The following is a 21,815-nucleotide window of genomic DNA, read 5'->3' as shown; positions in this document are numbered from 1 at the left end:
CTGCAGCGGAAACTGCCTGGCGCTTTGTCTTCATCGACACCGAAGCACCTGTTGCTAGGTTTTCAGCATCTTCCACAATGGCACCCCAACGAGTCTCCCATTTTCCCGTAGGGACAGGTGCCGGCATTCCAGCCCCCCCCCCCCCCTCCGCGCCGGGAATTGGCGCGCAGCCTGGAGCCCTGTCATCCCCGATCGGGTACTGGCCCGGCGGGCATCGCCCTTCAGCAAAACCAATCACGGGCACCAGCACCAACATAACAGCAAGTATTAGTTTGCTCATCGCTACTCCACGCCTTAATACGAATGGCACCTCAGGACCGCCATCAATTACCGATCAGCATTTCCGAACTTTCCAGAAACCTCACCACCAGAATTCTGTGAAGTTTGCGAAACTATCCGTCCGACGTGCTGCGGGGTTGCGGAAGCAGCTGAGTTGTTGCCTGGATTGCTCGACTGCGGCGGTGTATACGACCCCGGCGGCTGACCTTGTGGGCCAGGCTGAGCTGCTGCGGAACCGCCTATCTGCGAATATGCCATGAAACCGCCCAGCGTCCCCTGGAAGAACATCGCCACCATGGGGGGCGCAGTCAGGATCAAAGTCGTGAGAATCAAACCCATGCCACCCTGCTGCATTGCCTGGCTGGTCATGCCGTCGCTGGAGGCACCCCACAACAGATACTTGTTCACCAGCGCGGTGGTCCAGAACGCGGCAGACACACGGATCACCATGTCCAGTGCGATGGACACCATCGCAGCCAGCACGGCCATGGAGAATATCGTGCCGATACCATAGAACAGCCATCGCTGGAACAGCTGTTTGGTCTGGTCGAACAGCAGACACAGGATGAACAACGGGCCCATGCCGATGAACCACAGCCCGGGTCACCACCAGCGCCCCACTACGTCCGCGGCACCTCTCATGCAATCACATGGGGCATGCACGCATCTGTTGAGTAGGTCCAGTGACCGGCAGCGAAATACACGGCGAAACGCACTCCGCCCGTCTTTCGCGTTTACTTGGATCAAAAGCTCTCGAAAAGCGGCTTAGTGCAAGCACTGTGCAGTTTGTTGCATCCCGTACTACCCCGAGTGGTGCAGTCCTTCATTGCCAACTGAGTAGCGACCTGCTCGGTTTCCGCACTAGAGATCACAGAGCCTCCTCGCTCAGATGTAGCTGGCGAGATCAACGCAATGCATTGGTTTTTGTAGGCTCGAGCTACTTCGCAATCACGACCGCCAATCTTAACGCATTGAGATACTGCTTCCTTGGCTGCATCAGACTTTGAGAGCTTCTCAATTGCCACACCCACTTCGCCTGTTGAGGACGTTGCAATTGCCCCCCACGTCTTGATCCAACGCCCTGTTGGTCGAGCCTCCTGGGCATCGCCGCCTCCACTGGCGATAGGCGCGCAACCCCCAACACCTTGTCCACCAATGGGATACGAGCCAGGAGGACAACGCCCTTCTGCGCTCGCGACAAATGGGAAGGCACCCAATGATGCAGCGCAAACAACTGCGAACACCCGCATGACTTTCTGCAGCATTGCAACACTATAGGAACGTTGAATCATAGAAATACACCTTACTTAACTTTGTTTGCTAGGCCATAACGACCCGGATCAACGTCAGACTGACCTGAAAATGCCCCCTGACCTGACACTCGCGAGGATACATCTGCCTGTGTTGTCGTAGTCTGGGCCGCACTGGCACTCGGCGCAGGCGGTGTATACGAACCCGGCGGCTGCCCTTGCGGGCCCGGCTGTGCTCCAACGCCGGAGCCACCAATCTGCGAGTACGCCATGAAGCTGCCCAGCGTGCCCTGGAAGAACATCGCCGCCATCGGCGGGGCGGTCGAGACCAGACTATGGCTGGCAACGCGACCCGGCAAGCACATGCTGAACCATCTTTCAGCGGCCTAGTAAGCCGGCACCGGTCATGATGTACCAATCAGTACATTGGCCTCATCAAAACACGGCCAAAGGTCTAGTTAGCTCCATCGTCTCTAGTGTGACGGGAATTCCTTCAAATCGCTGGAGGTGAACCTAGGTCCATTCAACCGGACTGCTTTATATTTCAAAGCAGCCAAGCTTCACGCGCTGTGCCGCCGACCACCGCAGATAGCTTCACTCAGCCAATGCGCATCAATATCTATGAAAAATCGGCTCGGAGCAGTTCGTGTGCACAACCTCACATGCACCTTCAGTGTTCGCAATACAGCCCTTCATCGCGATGCTTGTGGCTCGCTCGATCGAGCTGGACCGCGCTGAATGCACGTAACTACCTCCAGCCCCCTTTGCTATAGCGACACATTGATTTTTGTAGCTCAGAGCGATACGACAGTCCTTGGCGCCATACGTCGCGCACTTGCCCAAGGCGTCACTATCGGCCTCACCCTTGGAAGGCTTCCCGTAGGTCACACCGATGTCGCCAGTTGATTTTGCGGTCGAAATAGCTCCCCACGTTTCTGTCCAGTAGCCCGTCGGCCGAGGAGCGGGAGCAGGAATGCTTGCCTCACTTCCGGTTGCAGTCGCCCCAGGAATTGGTGCACAACCCTGTACCCCCTGCCCCCCGATTGGGTAGAACCCAGGAGGGCAATTTCCCTCAGCATACGCAGCTTAGGCAAAGCCAAGCGCAAGAAGAAACAGCACAGAAGCGACAAAGTGGCTCATGTCGGAATTGGCAGCAAACATCCAAATCCAGATGATGAAGAATCAGTACTTCTTGAAGTAGGGCTCAGTGCAGTCTGCATATACCTCTACGCAGCTTCCTGCTTCATCATTCTTGCAGGACTTTGCAGCCGCCTCCTTGGCTACATCGAGTGTGGGGCCACGCCCGATACCGGACTGTCCTTTGCCGGACCGTCCACTCGGTATTACCCAGGACACACACTGATTGAAGTATGCAAGAGAGACTGCACAATCACGAGCGCCACGATCTGCGCATTTCCCTAGCGCCTCACGCTCCGCGTCCTGCCTGGAGAACTTCGCGGTCGAGACTCCTGCATCCGACGTCGCCTTTGACGCCGCAATTGCACCCCATGTCTTAATCCACTCTCCGGTTGGAACAGGAGCTGATGGCACGGCAGCAGCCGAGGATGACCTATTCCCTGAGCCCGGAATTGGTGCGCACCCCTGAACCCCTTGCCCCCCTATCGGATAATAGCCGCGCGGGCAGTTTCCTTCCGCGCGTACCCCAAGGCTCGCGCTGGCTAAAGCGACCACCAATAGTAAAACTAAAGCCATTTTTGGGGACATACTGCCTCCTCCACAGACTGCCATATGAATTGCAACCTCAAGTGTTGCCGGATGACGGGGCATTACCCCTGAGTCCAGTTGGAGAGCTTGCAGGCTCAGAACCGGGCGAGAACCTTGGCATAGCGACAGGACCAGCACTATCTGCCGTATCAATTTGCTTAGCGGGCGCCGACGGTGTATACGACCCCGCCGCACCCGGCGGCTGCCCCTGCGGGCCAGGCTGTGCTCCAACGCCCGAACCACCAATCTGCGAATACGCCATGAAGCTGCCCAGCGTGCCCTGGAAGAACATCGCCGCCATCGGCGGGGCGGTCAGGATCAGCGTGGTCAGGATGAGACCCATGCCGCCCTGCTGCAACGCCATACTGGTCACGCCATCGGAGAAGTCCTGACCGATCAGCTTGCCCAATGCGGCACTGGCCCAGAAGGCCCCCGCCACTTTGGCAACCATCTTCATCGCGATTGTGGTCATCACCGCCAGTACCGCCATGGAGAACATCGTTCCTATCCCGTACAACAACCATTTCTGGAAGAGCTGCTTGGTCTGATCAAATAGCAGGCAGAGGATGAACAGAGGGCCAAAGCCGATGAACAAGGCCAACGCCACCTCGTACAACAGCAGCATCGAGCCGGCGGTTACGGCCGGCCCCCCGGTACCCAGGCCGACAAACCACATGGCGCGGGTTTTTGCGCTGTCCAGGGTCACATCGCCCATCACATCCAACGCATCGACCGCCGACAATGCAATCTGCATATAGCCCAGATTCTTGTCGATCAGGTCCTCTGGCGATTCGTCCTTGCCCGTAATGACGTAGCTGATCTCGTTCTTCACGTCATTGATCAGGAAGCCATGAAGGTCTTCGCCGAACATGGCCATGCTCGTAGCCACCGACACGATCAACGCGGCGCGGGCCATGTTGGTGACCAGCACCATCATCGAGTCGCGGCTCTGGCCGGTGGCGATGCGGAAGCCCTGGATGAGCACCCACAGCGTCATCAGGATCAGCGCGATCGCACCGACCCACTTCATCATGCGGCCGAGCAACTTGATGCCGAACTCTGCAATCTCCTTGTGAAGGTAATCCAGGATCAGCCTGAAAAAGAAGAAATCGCCGACCGACGCCTGCGCCTGCAGGTCCTGGAGCCATTGAAGCGGCCCGTGGCCGAACATGGCGTGCACCATCCCTAGAGTCATAATCTCACCCAATATTGTGTCGGCCCGCGTTCAACGGTGTCCGTGATCAGTTGGACAGCGCCGCTTTCAGCGCGGCCGTCTTCACCGCAGTGCCCAGTATGTTGGGGGCCTTGCTGCCCCTGAGAACCCGCTCGGCCAGCATCCGCTGCTGCCGGGTGAGAATGTCGATGTGTTTGTCGTACAGGCCCATCTGCTGCTCCCATTGGTCAATGGCGGCAGTCGACTTGGCGATGGACAGGGTCGTATTGCTCAGCACCTCGTTCATCGGGCCCTCGTCCTCAAAGCTGGTCAGGGCACGAATCTCGGCGATCTTGTTCAGCACCTGATTCATATTGGGCAGGCTCTCCTGCAGGACCTTGACGGTCTCGTTGTACTTCTGATTCTCGATGACCTGGATCATGCTGCAGATGGTGCGCTGCTGCGCGCGGATGTCCCCCTGCGGCGAGAACGAGCCGATGTCCAGTGCCTGCATCACCCCTTGGAAACTGAACATGCTGGACGTCCCGCACTTCTCGGCGACATTGAAGTCGATGGGAACGGGCTTGAGGGTAGGAGTAACGGGCATCAGAGGCGATGCGATGATTTGCTGGAACCGTGCCATCTTCTGCGCCCAGTTGGCCAGCGTCTTGGTGAAGCGCCAGGCCTGGGTGCCGTATTCAGCAGCTGACTCCATCTGCGAGTACAGCGTATTGACCTGCGTGTAGGTCAGGTTGAACAGGTTGGCGCCGACCTCGACAACGGGCAGCGTATAGGCCTGCACCGGGGCGGCCAGCATGGCGGCGCACGAAACGCTCAGCAAGGTCGCGCGCGCACGCGCGTACATGGCTCGGGGCTTTTGTGCTCGCTTTGCAGTATCCATTGTCTTCTCCATCGAATTCGAACGGCGATATTCCTTCAGCTCAACGATCGTTTTCATGCGGCTGCCTCCTGGCTGCCCGGCGCCGGTTTTCCCGAGCCTTTCCGCCTGCGGTAGAACTCGCTGAGCCATTGCTCCGGCGTCAACTCTGACTCAAGCACTTTTTCCCGGGCTGCCGCATCGGACAGCACCCGGTGCATGATGTCGATGTTATCGGTGGATGCCGAAATCACCGACAGGATGTCATCCATGCCACGCAGGTTGAGCTGGCACACACTCGATGCATGCCCCTGCTTGACCAGGAAGCAGCGCGAGCGTTCGTCCAGCGCGGTCACCACGCGGAACTCGGCCTCGGTCAGCTTCAGACCATCCATGTAATCGCTCTTGCTGGCGTTGGGATTGGGCAGCAGGATCAGCGTGGCGGTCTGCTCGATCAGCGCGGCGGAGATGTCGCTCTTGAGCGCGTCTTCCGGGCTCTGGGTGGCGAAAATGCCCATGCCGTTCTGTTTACGGATGGTCTTCTGCTTGTTCTTGGCGAACTCTTTCAGGCCACCCTCGCCGTCCAGGATCTTCCAGAACTCGTCCATCACATAGATCAGGCGCCGCCCGTCGATCAGCGATTCCAGCTTGTGCAGCAGGTAGTTGATCACCGGCACCCGCACTTCGGGGTTGTCGATGATGTCGGTGTAGTCGAAACCAATGATATTGGCCCGGCTCAGGTCGATGGTATCGACCGGGTTGTCGAACACCCAGCCCAGCGAGTTGCCCGAGGTCCAGCGACGCATGCGCGCGTACAGGCCGTCGTCGCCCATGTTGGGCAGGCTCTTCTGGAAGTTGGTCATGCTGCGCAGGTGCATCGGGGTGTCGAGCATGTTCTCCACGCCGCGGAAGATGTCCTCTTCCTCGCGCGAGCTGTACTCGCGCTTGCCGGCCAACACCTTGATCAGGTCGGACAGGAACTGTACGTTGGCTTCGTTGCGTTCGCACTGGAACGGGTTGAAGCCGGTGGCCGCGCCATTCTCCAGCGCCAGATAGTTGCCCCCGCAGGCACGCACGAAGATTTCCGCGCCGCGGTCTTTGTCGAAGAAGAAGATGGTCGGCGATGGGTCGTACTTCTGCACCTGGCTGAGCAGGAAGTTGATCAACGCGGTTTTACCGGTACCGGACTTGCCGATCACCATGGTGTTGGCGATCGCCTTCTCACCCAGCGAATTTTCCGAGGGGTGGGTGGCGTGGAAATTGAAGTAGTACGGCTGCCCGTTGGTGGTCTGCAGGGTGGTCACGCAGTCACCCCACGGGTTGTTGTGCTGTTTGCCGGTAGCAAAGTTGTGCAGCGGCGACAGGCCCAGGAAGTTCAGTGAACTCAGGTTGGCCAAGCGCGTGCGGTAGCGCCAGTTGCCGGGAATCTGCGCATAGAACGACGAGGTGACGGCCAGGTCTTCCTTGACCGAGATGAACCCGGCGTTGGAGAGTTCTGCGCGCGTGGCAGCCACGTTCTGCGAGAGCTTGGCCTGGCTGTCGCCGTACACGGCGATGGTGTAGTGGTACTCGCCCAGCACGAAGTTGCCCGAGGACAATTGGTCCATGGCCTGGTCCAGCTCGATGATCTGACTGACCGCCTTGTCACCGGAAGAGATCATCATGCCCTTGGTGCGGTCCAGCACCTTGAGCGCGTCCTGGCGGCCCATCGGGCTGAACGAATGGGTGGACACATACTCGAAATCAAGATACTTCAGGCCGTTGAGGATGCCCGGATAGGTTCCTTCAGCGTATTCCTTGATATTGAGGATGGCACCGAAGTGATTGACGCCGTTGGGTGTGGCGACCACGAAATCGCCGGTCTTGGCCGAGAACATGTGGCGGCTGACCGGGAGGTAATCCTTGATCGGCGCAGAGAGCACGGGGACCGGCTCGTCGATGCGGTTGATCAGATAACCGAAGAATTCCAGGGTCTCGGAGAATACGATGCCATTCTTGGCTTCATACATGCCGAGGCGATACGGTGCGTAGTCGCGGATGACCGCTTCCACGTTGCCGGCCAGTTCCATCAGCTTGTCGACGGCCTGCTCCTGCTCGGCCTGCAGTTTGGAGACATTGGCGGACTTCTCGACGAAACGCTTCCCCCCCACCACCGGCCGGTAGATCATGGTCAGGTACAGCTCGTTCTGCATGATCCGCTGCGAGGACAGCATCCCCATGTACTGGTCGGACACGTCCTGGTTGAACGTCTGCTTGAACGAGCTGCGACTCTTCAACGTGCGGCGGCGGCGCAGGTCATGGACCCAGAAGGCCACATTGACGAAATCCGGTGCGCGCAGTGTCTGCAGCAGGCGGTTGAAGGTGTTGTGCTTGTGTTCCAGCTCCCATTCTTCGCGCCCGACAAAGGGCAGACCTTCCAGATGCCAGGTCAACAGGTAATCACCGCCCGTGGTTTTGACCACGTTCGCCGAGACGTGCGATGACAGCGGAATGAACTCTGCGATGGAGGTGTCGGGGCTGAACATGGGACTGCTTCCGTAGAGGGTACTGCGACATTTCCGGGACAAACCGGGCAGGCGGCTGCCTGCCCGGGATGATCCGGCGCCTCAATCCTTGGGCGCCGGCTTGGTACGGTAGTGATTGGGGCTGAACACCCACATGCCATCGTGGTCCTGCACGTTGCGCGCCTTGAACTTGAAATGCAGGCGCAGACCGAGCAGCCGGAAAATCATCTCATCGCGCTTGGCCATGTTCCGCATGATGAAGATCGCGACCGGAATGGACAGCAGGTACCAGAAGTTCGTGTAGACGCTCAACAGGAACAAACCGCCGATCACGAGGAAAAACGGCATGTAGGGCACGCCCAGAAACATCGCTGGGCGCGTACAACCCCGGAAGACGACGTTCTTATGCACTGTAGTACAGCAGCGCCTGCTCGATCATCACGGTGGTGGTGCCGCCGCAGCTGCTGCTGGAGCTGTCGCCGAGCAGCATCTTGGCGATCTGGCCGGCCGCACCGATCAGCAGGCCACCGATCAGGATCGGAGCAACGTCGGCAATGCGCTTGTGGGCGAACGCGATCTGGTACCCGGCGAAGATGACCGCGATGGTCACCACCGCGATCGACGCGATGTTCAGCAGACCATTGATGTTGCTGAAGAAGCCGCACACCTTGTCATCGGTGCCGCCGAAGCTGGGCGTGCCCTGGGCCATTACTTCCGGCACGAACACCGCGCCGACGAACAGCACGGCCAATGACGCGGACTTGAGCAGACGCTGGGCGTGGATGAGGTCGAGATTGGAGCGCTTCATGGGTGGGTTTCCTTGTAGTTGAACGTACATAACTCAATTGACCAGTCGAGGGCCTGGCCACGCCACGACTTCGTCAGAAAACGAAGGCCGCATCCCCTGCGGGAATCTGTTGCTCCGGCTGCCTGGTTGCTTCACCGTTCTGGCTGGGCAAGGCAGCCGGCGTGCTGCGTTCATTCCATGGCCGCAGCATTACCGGCTGCCCAGCCTGTTGCGCGGCGCTCCCCGCAGGCGCCTGCGGTATCGGCGGTGCACCGGCTTGGCTCAACGCCTCCTGCACATCCTGCGGGTACTGCGCATACGGTGAAGCGGCCTGCTGGACCGGGGCTGCCGTACCGGCGCGGTCCACCGCGCCCAGGACCACCCGCGACAGGGCCTGGTCGGCAAGATTGACCAGCGCGCCACGTGCCATGGCGCTGGTCGAGGGATACACCACATACGCCCGCGCTGGATCAACCGGCGGCTGGGGCGCATACAGTGGCCCATCGGCCTGGGCAACGATGCGCGACTGTGCCGGCGAGACCTGCTGCGGGTGATGCTCGACCTTGACGGTACGGCGGCTGTCGCGGCTGACCACGTCGATCGGCGGGACGCCGCCAGCCGAGGCCAGTTGCTGCCCGCGCTGGATCGAGTCGAACACCTTCTGCACGTACCCGTGGCGGAAGCCGGTGGTGAAGTTGCCGGAGTAGTAGCAGCTGAACGACTTGCCCCAGTCGCCACCGGACCGCTTGTAGCATTCGGCGAGAATCCGCGAGCCGGCCACCAGGTTCGGGCATTGCTGGAATGCCTTCTCGTAGGAATCCAGGCCGTACTTTGCCAGGTTGTAGCGGTTGACCTGGGCCAGCCCGATGGAGAAGTTGTAGCCTTTCTCCTCCAGCATGCGCACGGTCGACAGGGCTTCCTCCAGCTGCTTGGGCTGGCGCACCAGGGCCCCCCCGACCACGCCGATGGCGTAGGGATTGCGGGAAGATTCAACATTGATGACGTGTTTCATCACGTCCATCGAGACGGCCATCTCCGGGCACGCAAGCACTTCCATGCCAGGCAGCATCACGGCGCCCTCGAGGTGGGGTGGACACAGCCATGTCCGGTCGTCATGTCGTTCATCGTTCAGCCCTCCTGTCCCTGCGCACGGCCGGGATTGAAATCAATGCCGGTGATGTAGCGCGACCCGATGTGCGCCTTGATATGCACGACGATATCGATGGTCATCATCAGCAGCCGCTTGATCACCGCGAACTCCAGTCCGGAGCCTTCGCTGGATGCCTTCACCATCAGCGCCAGCTGGTCCCAGGTCTGTTCCGGGCTGCCGGCGTGGCAGCTGGTGATCGAACCGGGATGGCCGGAGGCGCAGTTGCGGATGAAGTAGAACGCCTCGTCGCCACGCAGCTCGGCCAGGATGATGCGTTCAGGCTTCATGCGCAGGCACGCTTCCATGCAACTCTTGGCGGTGACGTTGCTGGCGCTCTGCCCGCCCTTGGAGTACAGCAGATGCACGACATTGGGCTGGCTGATGAACAGCTCGCGCGCATCCTCGATGGTGACCAGGCGCTCTTCATCGGGGATGTGGTTGACCAGTGCCTTCATGAAGGTGGTCTTGCCGCTGCCGGTGGCGCCGGACACCACGATGTTCTTGCGGTATATCACCGCACGACGGAAGAACTCGGCGTAGTCGCGCGACTGGCGCAGCTCCAGCAGCTCGCGGTCCTGCTCGCTGATGCTGCCGTCCTGCTCGAGGATCTGGTTGAAGAAACCGTCCTCGTTGTACTGGCTGAGCGTCTTGGTGTGCTTGGACGGCAAACGGATGGTGATCGACACCTTGCCGGCATCACACGCCGGCGGAATCACGAACTGGGCGCGCTGACCCGTCGGGAAGGTCAACGACACGACCGGGTCGGCATCGGTGATGCGCTGGCCGGTGTTGCTTTCGTTCACCACTGCAGTGCAGAACTGCCGGGCCCGTTCGAAGGTCAGTCCCGGCACCTCCACCCGCTGCCACCCTGCCCGGGTTTCCAGGTACAGCTCGCCGGGACGGTTGATGCAGATTTCCGTCACCTCCGGCGAATTCATGTACTCGGCGATGCCCAGCACTTCGTACTGATAGCGCAGGAAATCGCTTGAAACCAGAGCTAGGGGGGCCACTTCGGCATCCATGATTCAGTTCACTCTATCAACGTCGCTGGGACAGCACATCGGAGAAGTCGACATCCTTGGCGACATAGACGGCAAGCACGGTGCCCTGGTTGATGGTCACGGTTGGCGGGCTACGCTCGCTGAGCGCCTCGCCAGCCAGCCGCTCCATGGTCCGCGCGGTGGCACTCTCATAGGGCGACTGTACGGCCAGACCGCTGCCGGTGACCGTGGTGGTTTCCGGGCCGTTCTCGGCGGCGGCGTACTTGAAGGCGTCGGCAATCAGACTGATCATCAGCGCCGAGCCAATGCGCGCGCCCCAATGGGCGTCGTACTGGCCCGGATGGCCCGCACTGCCCAACCCATCGATACCCGGGCTGGACATGGCCACGTCCAGGCCATTGGGCGTGGTGATGCGATCCCAGATCACCTCCACACGCTTGCCGGTCGGGCGGCCGCCGTAGCTGCCATAGATCTTGGAGCCCTTCGGCAGCAGCAGGCTGCGACCATTGATCGAATACACCGGCTCGGTCAGCAGGCACGACGTGTAGCCGGCGTAGTCGGTGATGATGCGGGTTTCCAGTACGCAGCGCAGATAGGTGCCGCGCACCAGCAAGGCATCCGGGCTGCGGATGAAGCTTGCATTGGATACGTCCTCGACATCGGGACCACGCTGGAGCCTGGCGGGACCGCCGGGCTGTTGCCCCCCCATCTGCGCCATCATCGCGCTGCGCGCAGCAGCCTCGATGGCGGGATTCTGGCCATTGGGCGGGCCACCGGAAACGCCATTGGCTGCCGCGCCGTCGATGCCGGCAAGGCGACGCTCCAGCAACGTGGGAACGCGCGGCCCCATCGGCTCAGGCGACTGCAGAGGGACCAGGGTCGGCTGCGTGTTGGCCTCCGAGGGCGGCAGCATCGGGATGGGATCGGCCGGCGCCACCGGCACCGCCGGCGCCCCCTGGTTCAGATTCGGAAGCTCCGGGGTGGAGGTGACCGGCGTTCCGGTGACCGGCTTGGCGTCTTTGTCGCCAGAGCCGCGGAGCAGCAGATACCCCATGGCCACCACAAGCAGCAGGATGCCGGCAAGGAAGGCCAGGGCCTTGCGGTTCAGGCGCTGCTCTTCGGCCGAGCGCAGCTGCGGCGCAGCGGCATCCAGGTCCGGCGTCTGCGCCGGCTGCGCCGTGCCGAAGTACGGATTCGAATGCGTTTCTCCGGCAGCCGGGCCATTGCCCTGCGGCCCCTGCTCCTGCTCACGTCCGTCGTACGGATCATTCCCGGGCGTAGTGTTCTGGCTCATTTCTTGACGTTCCTTCGCAGGCCGACGACGAACTCGCCGTGGCGGATGACCAGGTACGGGTAGGTCCCGTGGACGATCAGGTTGTTGCCTTCCACGGTCGTATTGACCACGAAGTCTTCACCGTATTCGGTATCCCGTCCGAACACCGCCGGGAAGATGCCGGTCTTGAACTCAGGCGAATTGGGCAGACGCAGGTAGGTGAAACGACCATCGTCATACGCATTGACCGGAACCAGCCAGCCCATCTTCTTGGCCCGCCGGGTCGAATAGGAATAATCGAAGTTGTACTGCCGATCCTTGGCCAGCTCGGTGCTGAGCAGCGGCTTGGCTTCTTCCTTCACGGCCTCCTGCGCGATGCCGAATTCGGTATCGGCCGGATAGTTGAAGGCGATCTTGTACTGCACACCGGCTCGACGGGCCTGTTCCAGCTGGCGCCAATCGGTGGCCACCACCTTCAGCTCGAAGATGTAGGAATGGGTCTCGGTGCGCACCATCATGTTGGTGTCGACGTCGACGTTCTTGGGCTTGAGATAGAACACGTTCTCGCGACGGGTCAGCTCCCAGCCACTGCTGAAGCCGGTGCTGTAGTCGAGGATCTTCTCGTCCGGGCTCAATTCGATCTGGGTGGTCAGGCCCAGGCCGGTACGCACCGGGTAGATGCGGTCCTTTTCATACTCGTAATAATCCACTGCCTGCGCGAACGCGGACGCGGACGCGGAGAACAACAATGACAGCATCGACACCAACGCCCATGCGCGCCCTCTGACTTTTCGACTACTCATCGGTTGCTTGCTCCATCAGCACTTCCGGTGGAATTGTTCTGCGCCGGCGTCATTGCCGGCTGTCCGGGCACTGCCTGCCCCGGCATTGCCTGGCCAGGCATCCCCTGGCCCTGGATCTGCTGCCCCGGAACCGGTGGCACGCCCTCCACCGGTTGGCCCGGCACGGGTTGGCCCGGATAGGCCTGCCCTGGAGCGCCGGGTGCCGGCACCACCATCGGCTGCCCGGTGGTCGGGTCGATCACCATGGTCGCTGCCGCCGGGTTGTTCGGGTCGTACACGCCCTGCTGGGCGATCTGCTGGGCCTGGGCGGCCTGCTGCTGCAATGCGGCCTGGTCCGGACCGGGCACGCCGCGCGAGTAATCGTTGTCCACGCGATACTCGAACACCTGGAAACTGAGCGGATTCAGGATGCGCTCCTGTTCGTTCAAGGCCAGATTCGGCACATAGCGGAAGCGCAGCGTCACCAACTGGTTGTCCAGATAGGTGGTGGTCGCCTTGGTCTTGTCGTAGAGGCTGCGCTGGATACGCACCGAAGCGCCGCGGAAGCCGCCATTGGCCTGCGCCTCCAGCGGCGTGATGCTGAGGATCTTGACCCGGATCGCGCGCTCCTTGCCGTACATGTTGAACGGGCTCTGCGGGTTGTTGTTGGCATAGCGCGCCCTGAGCGAGCCGCCCACCAGGTCATCAGACATGACGAAGACCAACTGCCAGTCGCGCAGCCCCATCACCGCGAAGTCGTAGGACTCCCGCGCCATCACGTACTGCGCCACATTGCTGCGGTTGATCGCATCGCTGGCGGTGATGGACTGGTTTTCGAAGTTGCCGGTAAGCCGCGCCACGGTCGCCGTACCGGTATAGGCATCGGCCATCACCAGGAACGGCACCTTCTCCTTCAGCGGCAGCATGTAGTAGTAGCCGCCGGCCAGGGCCAGCGACATCACCAGCGAGGCCGAGGCCACCCACCATGCGCGGCGCTCGCTGCGACGTGCCATGTCGGCCACGGTCAGCTCGTAGCTCACCGCTTTGGCGACCGCCTGGTCGACCTTCTGGCTACTGCCTGTTTCCTTCTTTCGGAACATGGGTTCATCCGTACTACTGGAACGTCAATGGGCGCGGCACCCCTGCGCGGTACGCGGGGAGCATCACGTTTACCGATACTCGACCCGCGTCAGCTACCGCTGGACGCGTCGGCCGCAGCCGCCGAAACGGTGGGCGACGCAGCGGCCTGCACGACAATCTGGTTGCCGACGATGGACACCGACACGCCCTGCGCCGCATAGGCGGAGCTGAGGTCGACCATCGCCTGCTGTGGATTGGTGGTCCCGATGCCGGAGACGGCACCGTAGAGTGTGTAGTCCGAGCTGATCCGGTAATCCAGGGTCATGCCCGAATCCTTGGCCCAGCGTTCCAGCATGGTCTTCAGCGTGCCGTCCATCGGCGTGGCCTGGTACACGTAACTCGTGTACAGCGGAATTTCCATGGTGGTGCTGGCGAAGCGGTTGACCGGCTTCCAGCGGCCGCCGATATCCGGGGCCGGCTTGGTGGCGCAGCCGGCCAGCATCAGTGCGGCGGCGACGACGATGAATCCCTGTGACAGATACGCTTGCTTCATACGGACTTCCCTATGACGTACGTAACGCGGCTTGATTCGATTGACTGGCAGCAACTCGCTACACCGGGTGGATGACGACCCGGAGCCAGTTGGCTATGGCAGATAGAGTGGTGAAACTTCCTGGACTACTGCGATCGGCCCCCGCCCGCTTGTGCAGCCCATGGCTGCACGTACCGATGTGCAGGCGCCCCGGGCGTATCGCCCGGCCCCATCGCCCCACATCCACATCACTTCAACAATGCCGTCCATGACGTCCCTGCAACAATTCGATGCTCTGCTTCCGCGTCGCATGCCAGACAAGAATTGACGACGAAAGCAGCTCACCATCATGAACACGATGCCACAGGCGAGCGTCAATTCCGCGTCAAATCACGAGCAAAAAAACGTTTTCAAACATCGATTCTTTGATGCGCATCACACAATTGGTGCCAAGCAGATCAGATATTGAGGTTCGGAACGGACGTCTTCGGCAGCAGGCGCGAGGTGAAGTAGCGATCCTTGTAGTACTTGATCTTGTCGCATTTCACCGGGTGCGGGATGCCCTCGTACAGGAACACCTCGTGATCGTTGCCCATTGCCTTGAGCTCCTGCGGCAGCATCAGCGCGCGTCGCTCCTCGGTGAAACTATGGGTCTTCTCGCGGGCGTGGGTGACGTTCTTCCTGCGGATGGTCGTGTAGCCGAGCATCTCCGAGTAGTCGTTGGCGTCCTGCTGCTCCCGCGGCGCGTACAGGATCTGGAGGGCGTGGTTGGTGATGATGGTGCGCGACACATCCCGGCCATAGGTGGCATCGAGCTGGGCCATGCTCTGGATGATCGGCAGCAGGCGCACGTTGTAGCCGGCCATGTAGGACACCGCCGAGGCGATGATGTCGACCTTGCCGATCGCAGTGAATTCATCCATCAACAGCAGACACTGGTACTTCAGGTCCGGGTTGGACTTGGGCAGTTCCTTGGTGTTGAGGTTGATGATCTGGCTGAAGAACAGGTTGATGATCAGGCGGCTTTCGGCCAGCTTGTTGGGCTGGATACCGATATAGATGGTCATCTTCTTCTTGCGCAGGTCGGTCAGCAGGAAGTCGTTGCCGCTGGTGGCCTTGTCCAGCACCGGGTTGATCCAGGCGTTGAGTGGCTCCTTGAAGGTGCCCATGATCGAAGCGAACGTCTCGTCGGCCTGGGACAGCAGGTTGGCGAAGGCCGACTTGGCGTTGCCACTCAGGTAGGTCTGGCTGGCCAGGCGTTGCAGGTACTTCCGGAGGTCGCTGCCATCGCCGGTGGACAGGCGGAACAGCGCGCCCAGGGTGGGCATGTCCTGCGCTTCGCCCGGGAAGCCGTTGCTGCGCGCATCGTCGCGGTTCTCGAACAGGTACAGGCTGAACGCCATGAACGCGTTGCGCGCCTGGCTGACCCAGAATTTCTGATCGTCCGATCCGTCCGGATACAGCATCGCGGCGATGCTCATCAGCTCGGAGACGCGGAAGGCCGGGTCGTCGGAAACATAGCTGAGCGGGTTCCAGCGATGGGTACGGCGGTCTTCGGCGAAAGGATTGAACAGGAACACCTCTTGGCCCTGGCTGGCACGCCAGCCGCTGGTCAGGTCGAAGTTTTCCTGCTTGATGTCCAGCACGACCACCGACTCGTCGTACTCGAGCAGGTTGGGGATGACCACGCCCACGCCCTTGCCCGAGCGGGTCGGGGCGGCCAGGATCACGAACTGCTGGCCACTCAGGCGCACCAGCTTGCCGCCGAAGCGGCCCACCACGATGCCGTTGCCGGTCTTCTTGAACAGCCCGTGCCTGGCCAGGTCCGCAGCCTGGGCAAAGCGCGCGTCACCGTGCAGCGAGGTCTTCTTCGACCGGAACATCAGGAACATCGCCACCAGGGACAGCAGCAGCGGAAGCCCGAAACCGACCACGCCGGCCAGCTTGATCTTGGTGACGTACGGCGCCACGACCGGCTGATCCAGTGCCTGCAGGTACTGCAGATAGGTGTTCCACTTGAACAGCCCGGTATCCAGGCCCAGCAACAACAAGGTGAGATACCCGGCAAGGCAGTAGCCGGCAATCACGGTCAACACGATGACGACGGCGGGAACAACAATCTTCTGCGTGGACAAACCCTATCCTCCATGACGCGCCCCACAGGGCGCTACGGCCTGCGCCGGCGCCTGGGTCGCACCGTACGCGTTTCTTTCACTTCGTCGTGCATACGCCCCGTCGTCGCGTCGCCACAACAACGACCCCTCGCTGCGCGCCTGTTTCCAGCGACAGCAGCGGGGGGGTGATCCTTGCCGTTCGGACGTGAACACGGCGTAGCCGGACCCATCGCCCGGACTGTACACGGGCGGATATGTCAGGGCTACCCTGCATCATGGCGCTGCGCCGACAGCGCCAGCGGGAGATCACGACCTTCACGCACCACAGCATCCCAGCGCAGGGGTCGGCAGTATGTTGCGCCGCAGCAGTACAATAGGCGGCCGCCTTCTGGTCACGTCCTGCCCGCATGAGCTCCTCCCCCGTTTCCCTGGCCGCCCGGCTCTCGCCGCGCGAGCGCACCCTGATCCTGCTGGCCTTGTCGCTGGGCGGCTTTGCCATCGGCACCAGCGAGTTCGCCAGCATGGGACTGATGCTGGAGATCAGCCGCGGGCTGTCGATCAGCGAGACCCAGGTCGGCCACCTGATCAGCGCCTACGCCATCGGCGTGGTGGTTGGTGCGCCGGTGCTGGCCTTCGCCGGTGCCGGTTTCGCCCGGCGCAGCCTGCTGCTCGCCCTGATGGGCTTCTACGCGATCGGCAACCTGGCCAGCGCACTGGCACCGAACTACGGCACGATGCTGCTCGCGCGCTTCGTCGCCGGCCTGCCGCACGGCGCCTACTTCGGCGTGGCGATGCTGGTGGCCGCCGCAATCAGTCCGCCCGCCCAGCGCGGCGCGGCGGTATCGAAGGTGCTGCTCGGCCTCTCGGTCGCGATCCTGGTCGGCAATCCGCTGACCACCTGGCTCGGCCAGCAGGTCAGCTGGCGCACCGCGTTCGCCCTGGTCAGCGTGCTGGCGATCGCCACCGTGGCGATGATCGCGCGCTTCCTGCTGCCCGATCCGGATGAAGTCCGGACCTCGCCGATGCGCGAGCTGCGCGCCTTCAACCGCACCCAGGTGTGGCTGGCACTGGCGATCGGCTCGGTCGGCTTTGCCGGCATGTTCTGCGTGTTCACCTACCTCGCCCCGACCCTGGTGCAGGTCACCGGCCTGGCCGAATCGTGGATGCCGCTGGCCGTGGGCATCTTCGGCATCGGCGCGATCATCGGCAACGTGGCCGGTGGTTGGCTGGTGGACCGCTTCCAGTTCCGCGCCGCGGCGGTGGTGCTGGTCTGGTCGATCATCGTGCTGCTGTCTTTCCCCATTGCCGCGCAGTCGGTGTGGAGCGTGTTCCCGATGATCATCGCGGTCGGCACCATGGGCGCACTGGCGGCCGTATTGCAGACCCGCCTGATGGATGTCGCCGGTGAAGCGCAGACGCTGGCCGCGGCCTCCAACCATGCGGCCTTCAATACCGCCAATGCGCTCGGCCCGTGGTTCGGTGGCATGGCCATCGGCGCCGGCTTCAGCCCCGCCGTGACCGGCTACGTCGGTGCGGCGACCGCGCTGGGTGGCCTGCTGCTGTGGGGCGTGGCGATGCTGGTGGACCGCCGCTCGCGCAGCGCGCCGGTGCTGCAGCAGTAAGCGCGCGGGGATTTTTTTTATTTCCCCTATCATGGGTGTCCGCTCACACCGCGCCACTCGTGCTGCCCCGGCCACGGCCGCCACGAGGGCCGCACCTGGACACACCGATGACGTACGAATGGGCCCCGAGCCGCTGGGGTCAACGCCTGACGCGATCGCCGCACTGGCAGCTGCGCCTGGCAGACGAACAGCTGGTCCTGACCGTCGACGGTCAGGTCTATCACGCGCCGCTGGACGCGCTGCAGGTGCACCCGCGCCTGCCCTGGGCGCGCCTCACCCTGCATCGCGAGGGCCACACCCCGTTGACGCTCGGCGGCCTTTCAGCGGCGTCCGCGCGCGGCTTGGTGGCGGCACTGGACGCGCAGCGTGGAGCGCAGCGCCAGCGTGACCATGTCGCCCTGTTCGGGCAGGCCCACGCCGCGATCCAGCGCTGGCTCACGCAGGTGCAGACCGCCACCGATCTGGCCGACGAGGAGTCACTGTGGTTGACCCACGAGCAGCAGCAGGCCCTGCTGCTGGCGCGCCCCACCCTGCCGCTCGATGAAGAAGCGCTGTGGGCGGTGTTCGATGACGCCGGCTTGCGCAGCGAACTGGAGGGCGACCCCTCGGTGATCGAGGAAGCGCTGATGCTGTGGCTGGCCGATTGGCCGGCGATGTGGGCGCGCCGCAATGAAGCCCATCAGGCGCGCGAGCGGATCGCCAGCCGCCCGCTGCTGGACCGTGTCGAAAGCCGTCCCCTCACCGATGAGCAGGCCCGCGCGGTGATCTGCTTCGACAACCGCGTCCAGGTGGTGGCCGCGGCCGGCTCGGGCAAGACCTCGACCATGGTCGCCAAGGCGGCCTACGCGATCGAACGCGGCCTGGTCGCACCCGAACGTATCGTCATGCTCGCCTTCAACAAGGACGCCGCGGCCGAACTGCAGGCGCGTGCCGACCGGGCCTTCGCGCGCATCGGCCTGGATGGGGTGAGGGTGGAAGCACGCACGTTCCATGCGTTGGGCCGGCACATCATCGCCCAGGCGACCGGGCGGATGCCGCAGGTGCCGGACTGGGCCGTGGATGCGACGCAGGGGTTCCATCGGCTGGCCGAGATCATCGATGCGCTGAAAGACCGCTCCCTCCATTTCCGAACGCAGTGGGACATGTTCCGGTTGGTGTTCGGCCGCGATCTGCCCGTCATCGGCGGTGCGCTGGACGCCGAGGAATGGGACAAGGACGGCCAGGGGTACGTGCGTACGCTGCGCGGCGAGCGCGCGCGCAGCATCGAGGAGTGCGTGATCGCCGACTGGCTGTTCTACAGCGGCGTGGACTACGTTTATGCGCGACGCGACACATTCGATGCCGGGACGGACGAGTACCGCCAGTACCGCCCGGATTTCCACTATCCAGGCATTGCGCTGCATCACGATCACCTCGCCCCGGACGTTCATGGCCGTGCGCCGGCGCATCACGAGGGCCGCCAAGGCACCCGTCACGGCACCGAGCGGATCGAGACCACCTCCCACCAGCTGCGTACCGGCGAACTGTTCGTGCGGCTGGGCGAGGCGCTGTCACGGCACGGTGTCGTGCTCGATCCAAATCCGGACCGCGCGTTGCCCGAAGGCGGCGCGACGCCGATGCCGGATACCGAGCTGATCGGCCTGGTGCGCACCTTCATCAGCCACGCCAAGAGCAACGGGCTGGGCATGCAGGACATGGTCGAGCGCCTGCGCCGCCTGCCCGACGATCACTTCAAGCACCGTTACCGTCTCTTCCTCGAACTGATCCTTCCGATCCTGGAGGGCTGGGACGATGCGCTGGTCGCCGAAGGCGGCATCGACTTCGAGGACATGCTCAACCAGGCCGCCGAACACCTGGAACAGGGGCGCTACGTGGCTCCCTTTGACCTGGTGATGGCCGACGAATTCCAGGATGCCTCGCGGGCCCGCGCGCGGCTGTGCCGTGCGCTGGTGCAGGCACCGGGCAGGCATCTGTTCGCGGTCGGCGATGACTGGCAGTCGATCAACCGGTTCGCCGGTGCCGACGTGTCGGTGATGACGGGTTTCGTGGCGTGGTTCGGGCAGGGCCAGGTGCTCAAGCTCGAGCAGACCTTCCGCTGCCCGCAGGCGCTGTGTGATGTGTCCAGTGCTTTCGTGTCACGCAATCCGGCGCAGATTCCCAAGGACGTCCACTCGGTCACCCCCGCGCATGGCCCCGTGCTGCAGGCCTTCCAGGTCGCCTCGCGCGACCGGCTGGCTGGCGCGGTCGAACAGTATCTGCAGCAGCTGCACCAGCAGTTGCTGAGCGGCCAGGTACCGCCGGGCCGCGACGGCAAGGTCAGCGTCTTCGTGCTCGGCCGCTACAACGCCGACCGCGCCCTGCTGCCGGCCACCTGGCGCGCACGCCATGGGCAGCTCATGGAGGTCAGCTTCCTCACTGCGCACCGCGCCAAGGGGGCCGAGGCGGACTACGTGATCCTGCCCGGCATGCTGGATCGCCGCTTCCCCAATACCCGCGCCGATGACCCGGTGCTGACGCTGGCGATGCCGGACAGCGATCCCTATCCGCTCGGCGAGGAGCGCCGCCTGTTCTATGTCGCGCTGACGCGTGCGCGCCGCTCGGTGGCGATGTTCACCGTGCAGGGCCGCCGCTCCGCCTTCCTGACCGAGCTGGTCAACGACGGCGCGGTGCGGTTGACCTCGATGGCCGGCGAGACGATCCACGAGCAGGCGTGCCCCGCCTGCAGGGTGGGCGTGATCGTGCCACGCAGCGGGCCGTATGGCGCGTTCCAGTCGTGCTCGGGGTATCCGCGCTGCGAGTACAAACCGCCCAGGACAGCCGGCCATGCCGGCCTGCGTTCAGTCGCGGGGGCCTGAGCGCTGCGCCTGCGCCGCTCAGCCGGGCGCAGCGGCCAGTGCGGCACCGATCTGGGCAAGCAGGGCACGCCGTTCCGGCACGCCCGGCATCACCCGCACCAGGTTGCGGACCATCCGTTGGTCCTGCTGCCTGCCAAGCTGATCGCCCAGCGTATGCAGGGCGCGCGCCCGGTGGCCCGGTCCTTTCCGTTTGATCGAGGCCGCAAGCGCACCGTCCAGCGCGGGCAGCGCCTCCAGCTGCATACGCAGGCGACGCACTCTGCGCCGCCAGCGATGCAGGTCCTCCGGATCCCCGGTATGGGCGGCGCGCTTCTCCGCCTTGGCGGTACGACGTTCGCTGCGCGCCAGACCCTTGCGGAGATCACGCGCTCTCAGCGCCTCCCAGGGCTGCGCCTGGAGGTCACCTGCGATACGCACCAGTGCCGCCTGACGGCGTGCGAACGCCGGGTCCCGCCCCAGCGCCCGGGCGAGGAGTACGTCGCGCCGCGCTGTCAGCCGCCTGCACACCGCCTCCCACGGCCGGGCGGGATGCTGCCCGGCGAAGTGCTGGCAGGTCTCCACCACCACATGTGCATCGCGCAATGCCGACAAGCCCTGCCCGAGCCGACGCAGGGCCGCGTCAGTCCGGGCGGTCTCAAGTTCGCTGCTCTCCAGCACGGCGAGCAGCGCTCGAAGGCGGCGTATCGTCTTGCGTGCACGATGCACGGCATCGTGGACATCCGGCTGGAGCGCCAGCGCATCGGCGATGGCAATGCACTCACGGTCTGCCAGTGCGCGGGCGGCAGGGCCGATGGCGGGTGGCGACATGGCGGTTTCCCCCGGAGGCGTCGG

The 21,815-nt window shown here is 63.0% G+C and carries 18 protein-coding genes and 1 pseudogene; 2 read left to right on the top strand and 17 right to left on the bottom strand.

Going from position 1 to position 21,815, the window contains the following annotated elements:
- Positions 1 to 459: 459 nt before the first annotated feature.
- The 16 genes and pseudogenes from HDC96_RS02795 to HDC96_RS02720 all read right to left on the bottom strand — a co-directional run.
- Positions 460 to 870: pseudogene (locus HDC96_RS02795) on the bottom strand (type IV secretion system protein); the annotation flags it as partial.
- 152 nt (positions 871 to 1,022) lie between these two features.
- Positions 1,023 to 1,529 (bottom strand): DUF4189 domain-containing protein, encoded by a 507-nt coding sequence (locus tag HDC96_RS02790; protein ID WP_179459587.1) that lies wholly within the window; start codon positions 1,527 to 1,529, stop codon positions 1,023 to 1,025.
- A gap of 612 nt (positions 1,530 to 2,141) precedes the next feature.
- Positions 2,142 to 2,450, bottom strand: coding sequence for a DUF4189 domain-containing protein (locus HDC96_RS02785; RefSeq protein WP_343203004.1), 309 nt, complete (start codon positions 2,448 to 2,450; stop codon positions 2,142 to 2,144).
- A gap of 261 nt (positions 2,451 to 2,711) precedes the next feature.
- Positions 2,712 to 3,242 carry a DUF4189 domain-containing protein gene (locus HDC96_RS02780; protein ID WP_179459585.1) on the bottom strand — a complete coding sequence of 177 codons (531 nt, stop codon included), beginning with the start codon at positions 3,240 to 3,242 and terminating at the stop codon, positions 2,712 to 2,714.
- Positions 3,243 to 3,291: 49 nt separating this feature from the next.
- Positions 3,292 to 4,425 (bottom strand): type IV secretion system protein, encoded by a 1,134-nt coding sequence (locus tag HDC96_RS02775; RefSeq protein WP_257018633.1) that lies wholly within the window; start codon positions 4,423 to 4,425, stop codon positions 3,292 to 3,294.
- A gap of 70 nt (positions 4,426 to 4,495) precedes the next feature.
- Positions 4,496 to 5,365, bottom strand: a complete 870-nt coding sequence (locus tag HDC96_RS02770) for a hypothetical protein (RefSeq protein ID WP_179458646.1) — start codon at positions 5,363 to 5,365, stop codon at positions 4,496 to 4,498.
- Positions 5,362 to 7,809 (bottom strand): VirB4 family type IV secretion/conjugal transfer ATPase, encoded by a 2,448-nt coding sequence (locus HDC96_RS02765; protein ID WP_179458645.1) that lies wholly within the window; start codon positions 7,807 to 7,809, stop codon positions 5,362 to 5,364. Before HDC96_RS02765 ends, HDC96_RS02770 begins: the two co-directional genes overlap by 4 nt.
- A gap of 81 nt (positions 7,810 to 7,890) precedes the next feature.
- Positions 7,891 to 8,199, bottom strand: coding sequence for a VirB3 family type IV secretion system protein (locus tag HDC96_RS02760; protein WP_179458644.1), 309 nt, complete (start codon positions 8,197 to 8,199; stop codon positions 7,891 to 7,893).
- Positions 8,192 to 8,596, bottom strand: coding sequence for a TrbC/VirB2 family protein (locus tag HDC96_RS02755; protein WP_179458643.1), 405 nt, complete (start codon positions 8,594 to 8,596; stop codon positions 8,192 to 8,194). Before HDC96_RS02755 ends, HDC96_RS02760 begins: the two co-directional genes overlap by 8 nt.
- 73 nt (positions 8,597 to 8,669) lie before the next feature.
- Positions 8,670 to 9,632 carry a lytic transglycosylase domain-containing protein gene (locus HDC96_RS02750; RefSeq protein ID WP_179458642.1) on the bottom strand — a complete coding sequence of 321 codons (963 nt, stop codon included), beginning with the start codon at positions 9,630 to 9,632 and terminating at the stop codon, positions 8,670 to 8,672.
- A gap of 71 nt (positions 9,633 to 9,703) precedes the next feature.
- Complete coding sequence (virB11, locus tag HDC96_RS02745) at positions 9,704 to 10,747, bottom strand: P-type DNA transfer ATPase VirB11 (protein ID WP_179458641.1); 1,044 nt, start codon at positions 10,745 to 10,747, stop codon at positions 9,704 to 9,706.
- Positions 10,748 to 10,763: 16 nt separating this feature from the next.
- A complete protein-coding gene (locus HDC96_RS02740; RefSeq protein ID WP_179458640.1) occupies positions 10,764 to 12,020 on the bottom strand; it encodes a TrbI/VirB10 family protein in 1,257 nt (418 codons plus the stop codon).
- Positions 12,017 to 12,802 carry a TrbG/VirB9 family P-type conjugative transfer protein gene (locus HDC96_RS02735; protein ID WP_179458639.1) on the bottom strand — a complete coding sequence of 262 codons (786 nt, stop codon included), beginning with the start codon at positions 12,800 to 12,802 and terminating at the stop codon, positions 12,017 to 12,019. Before HDC96_RS02735 ends, HDC96_RS02740 begins: the two co-directional genes overlap by 4 nt.
- Positions 12,799 to 13,881, bottom strand: a complete 1,083-nt coding sequence (locus HDC96_RS02730; protein WP_179458638.1) for a type IV secretion system protein — start codon at positions 13,879 to 13,881, stop codon at positions 12,799 to 12,801. Before HDC96_RS02730 ends, HDC96_RS02735 begins: the two co-directional genes overlap by 4 nt.
- Before the next feature lie 89 nt (positions 13,882 to 13,970).
- Positions 13,971 to 14,414, bottom strand: coding sequence for a hypothetical protein (locus HDC96_RS02725; protein WP_179458637.1), 444 nt, complete (start codon positions 14,412 to 14,414; stop codon positions 13,971 to 13,973).
- Positions 14,415 to 14,851: 437 nt separating this feature from the next.
- The gene (locus HDC96_RS02720; RefSeq protein WP_179458636.1) at positions 14,852 to 16,528 is read right to left on the bottom strand and encodes a type IV secretory system conjugative DNA transfer family protein; all 1,677 of its coding nucleotides are present in this window, start codon (positions 16,526 to 16,528) and stop codon (positions 14,852 to 14,854) included.
- 386 nt (positions 16,529 to 16,914) lie between these two features.
- Here HDC96_RS02720 and HDC96_RS02715 point away from each other — a divergent pair, with 386 nt between their 5' ends.
- Both HDC96_RS02715 and HDC96_RS02710 read left to right on the top strand, forming a co-directional pair.
- Positions 16,915 to 18,129 (top strand): MFS transporter, encoded by a 1,215-nt coding sequence (locus HDC96_RS02715; RefSeq protein ID WP_179458635.1) that lies wholly within the window; start codon positions 16,915 to 16,917, stop codon positions 18,127 to 18,129.
- 107 nt (positions 18,130 to 18,236) lie between these two features.
- Positions 18,237 to 20,984, top strand: a complete 2,748-nt coding sequence (locus HDC96_RS02710) for a UvrD-helicase domain-containing protein (protein ID WP_179458634.1) — start codon at positions 18,237 to 18,239, stop codon at positions 20,982 to 20,984.
- 18 nt (positions 20,985 to 21,002) lie between these two features.
- On the opposite strand, the gene HDC96_RS02705 is transcribed toward HDC96_RS02710, so the two are convergent.
- On the bottom strand, positions 21,003 to 21,791 hold the full coding sequence (locus tag HDC96_RS02705) for a CHAD domain-containing protein (RefSeq protein ID WP_179458633.1): 789 nt from the start codon (positions 21,789 to 21,791) through the stop codon (positions 21,003 to 21,005).
- Between the last annotated feature and the right edge of the window lie 24 nt (positions 21,792 to 21,815).

The sequence above is a fragment of the Stenotrophomonas sp. JAI102 genome, assembly GCF_013409105.1.
Taxonomy (GTDB): domain Bacteria; phylum Pseudomonadota; class Gammaproteobacteria; order Xanthomonadales; family Xanthomonadaceae; genus Stenotrophomonas; species Stenotrophomonas maltophilia_AA.
The sequence above is the reverse complement of the archived record's forward strand: the minus strand, read 5'-3'. Positions and strand labels throughout refer to the sequence as shown.

Coding starts and splice junctions, on each gene's coding strand:
- HDC96_RS02790 (WP_179459587.1), bottom strand. CDS start 1,529: ATGCGGGTGTTCGCAGTTGTTTGCGCTGCATCATTGGGTGCCTTCCCA.
- HDC96_RS02780 (WP_179459585.1), bottom strand. CDS start 3,242: ATGGCTTTAGTTTTACTATTGGTGGTCGCTTTAGCCAGCGCGAGCCTT.
- HDC96_RS02775 (WP_257018633.1), bottom strand. CDS start 4,425: ATGTTCGGCCACGGGCCGCTTCAATGGCTCCAGGACCTGCAGGCGCAG.
- HDC96_RS02770 (WP_179458646.1), bottom strand. CDS start 5,365: ATGAAAACGATCGTTGAGCTGAAGGAATATCGCCGTTCGAATTCGATG.
- HDC96_RS02765 (WP_179458645.1), bottom strand. CDS start 7,809: ATGTTCAGCCCCGACACCTCCATCGCAGAGTTCATTCCGCTGTCATCG.
- HDC96_RS02755 (WP_179458643.1), bottom strand. CDS start 8,596: ATGAAGCGCTCCAATCTCGACCTCATCCACGCCCAGCGTCTGCTCAAG.
- HDC96_RS02750 (WP_179458642.1), bottom strand. CDS start 9,632: ATGGAAGTGCTTGCGTGCCCGGAGATGGCCGTCTCGATGGACGTGATG.
- virB11 (WP_179458641.1), bottom strand. CDS start 10,747: ATGGATGCCGAAGTGGCCCCCCTAGCTCTGGTTTCAAGCGATTTCCTG.
- HDC96_RS02740 (WP_179458640.1), bottom strand. CDS start 12,020: ATGAGCCAGAACACTACGCCCGGGAATGATCCGTACGACGGACGTGAG.
- HDC96_RS02735 (WP_179458639.1), bottom strand. CDS start 12,802: ATGAGTAGTCGAAAAGTCAGAGGGCGCGCATGGGCGTTGGTGTCGATG.
- HDC96_RS02730 (WP_179458638.1), bottom strand. CDS start 13,881: ATGTTCCGAAAGAAGGAAACAGGCAGTAGCCAGAAGGTCGACCAGGCG.
- HDC96_RS02725 (WP_179458637.1), bottom strand. CDS start 14,414: ATGAAGCAAGCGTATCTGTCACAGGGATTCATCGTCGTCGCCGCCGCA.
- HDC96_RS02715 (WP_179458635.1), top strand. CDS start 16,915: ATGAGCTCCTCCCCCGTTTCCCTGGCCGCCCGGCTCTCGCCGCGCGAG.
- HDC96_RS02710 (WP_179458634.1), top strand. CDS start 18,237: ATGACGTACGAATGGGCCCCGAGCCGCTGGGGTCAACGCCTGACGCGA.
- HDC96_RS02705 (WP_179458633.1), bottom strand. CDS start 21,791: ATGTCGCCACCCGCCATCGGCCCTGCCGCCCGCGCACTGGCAGACCGT.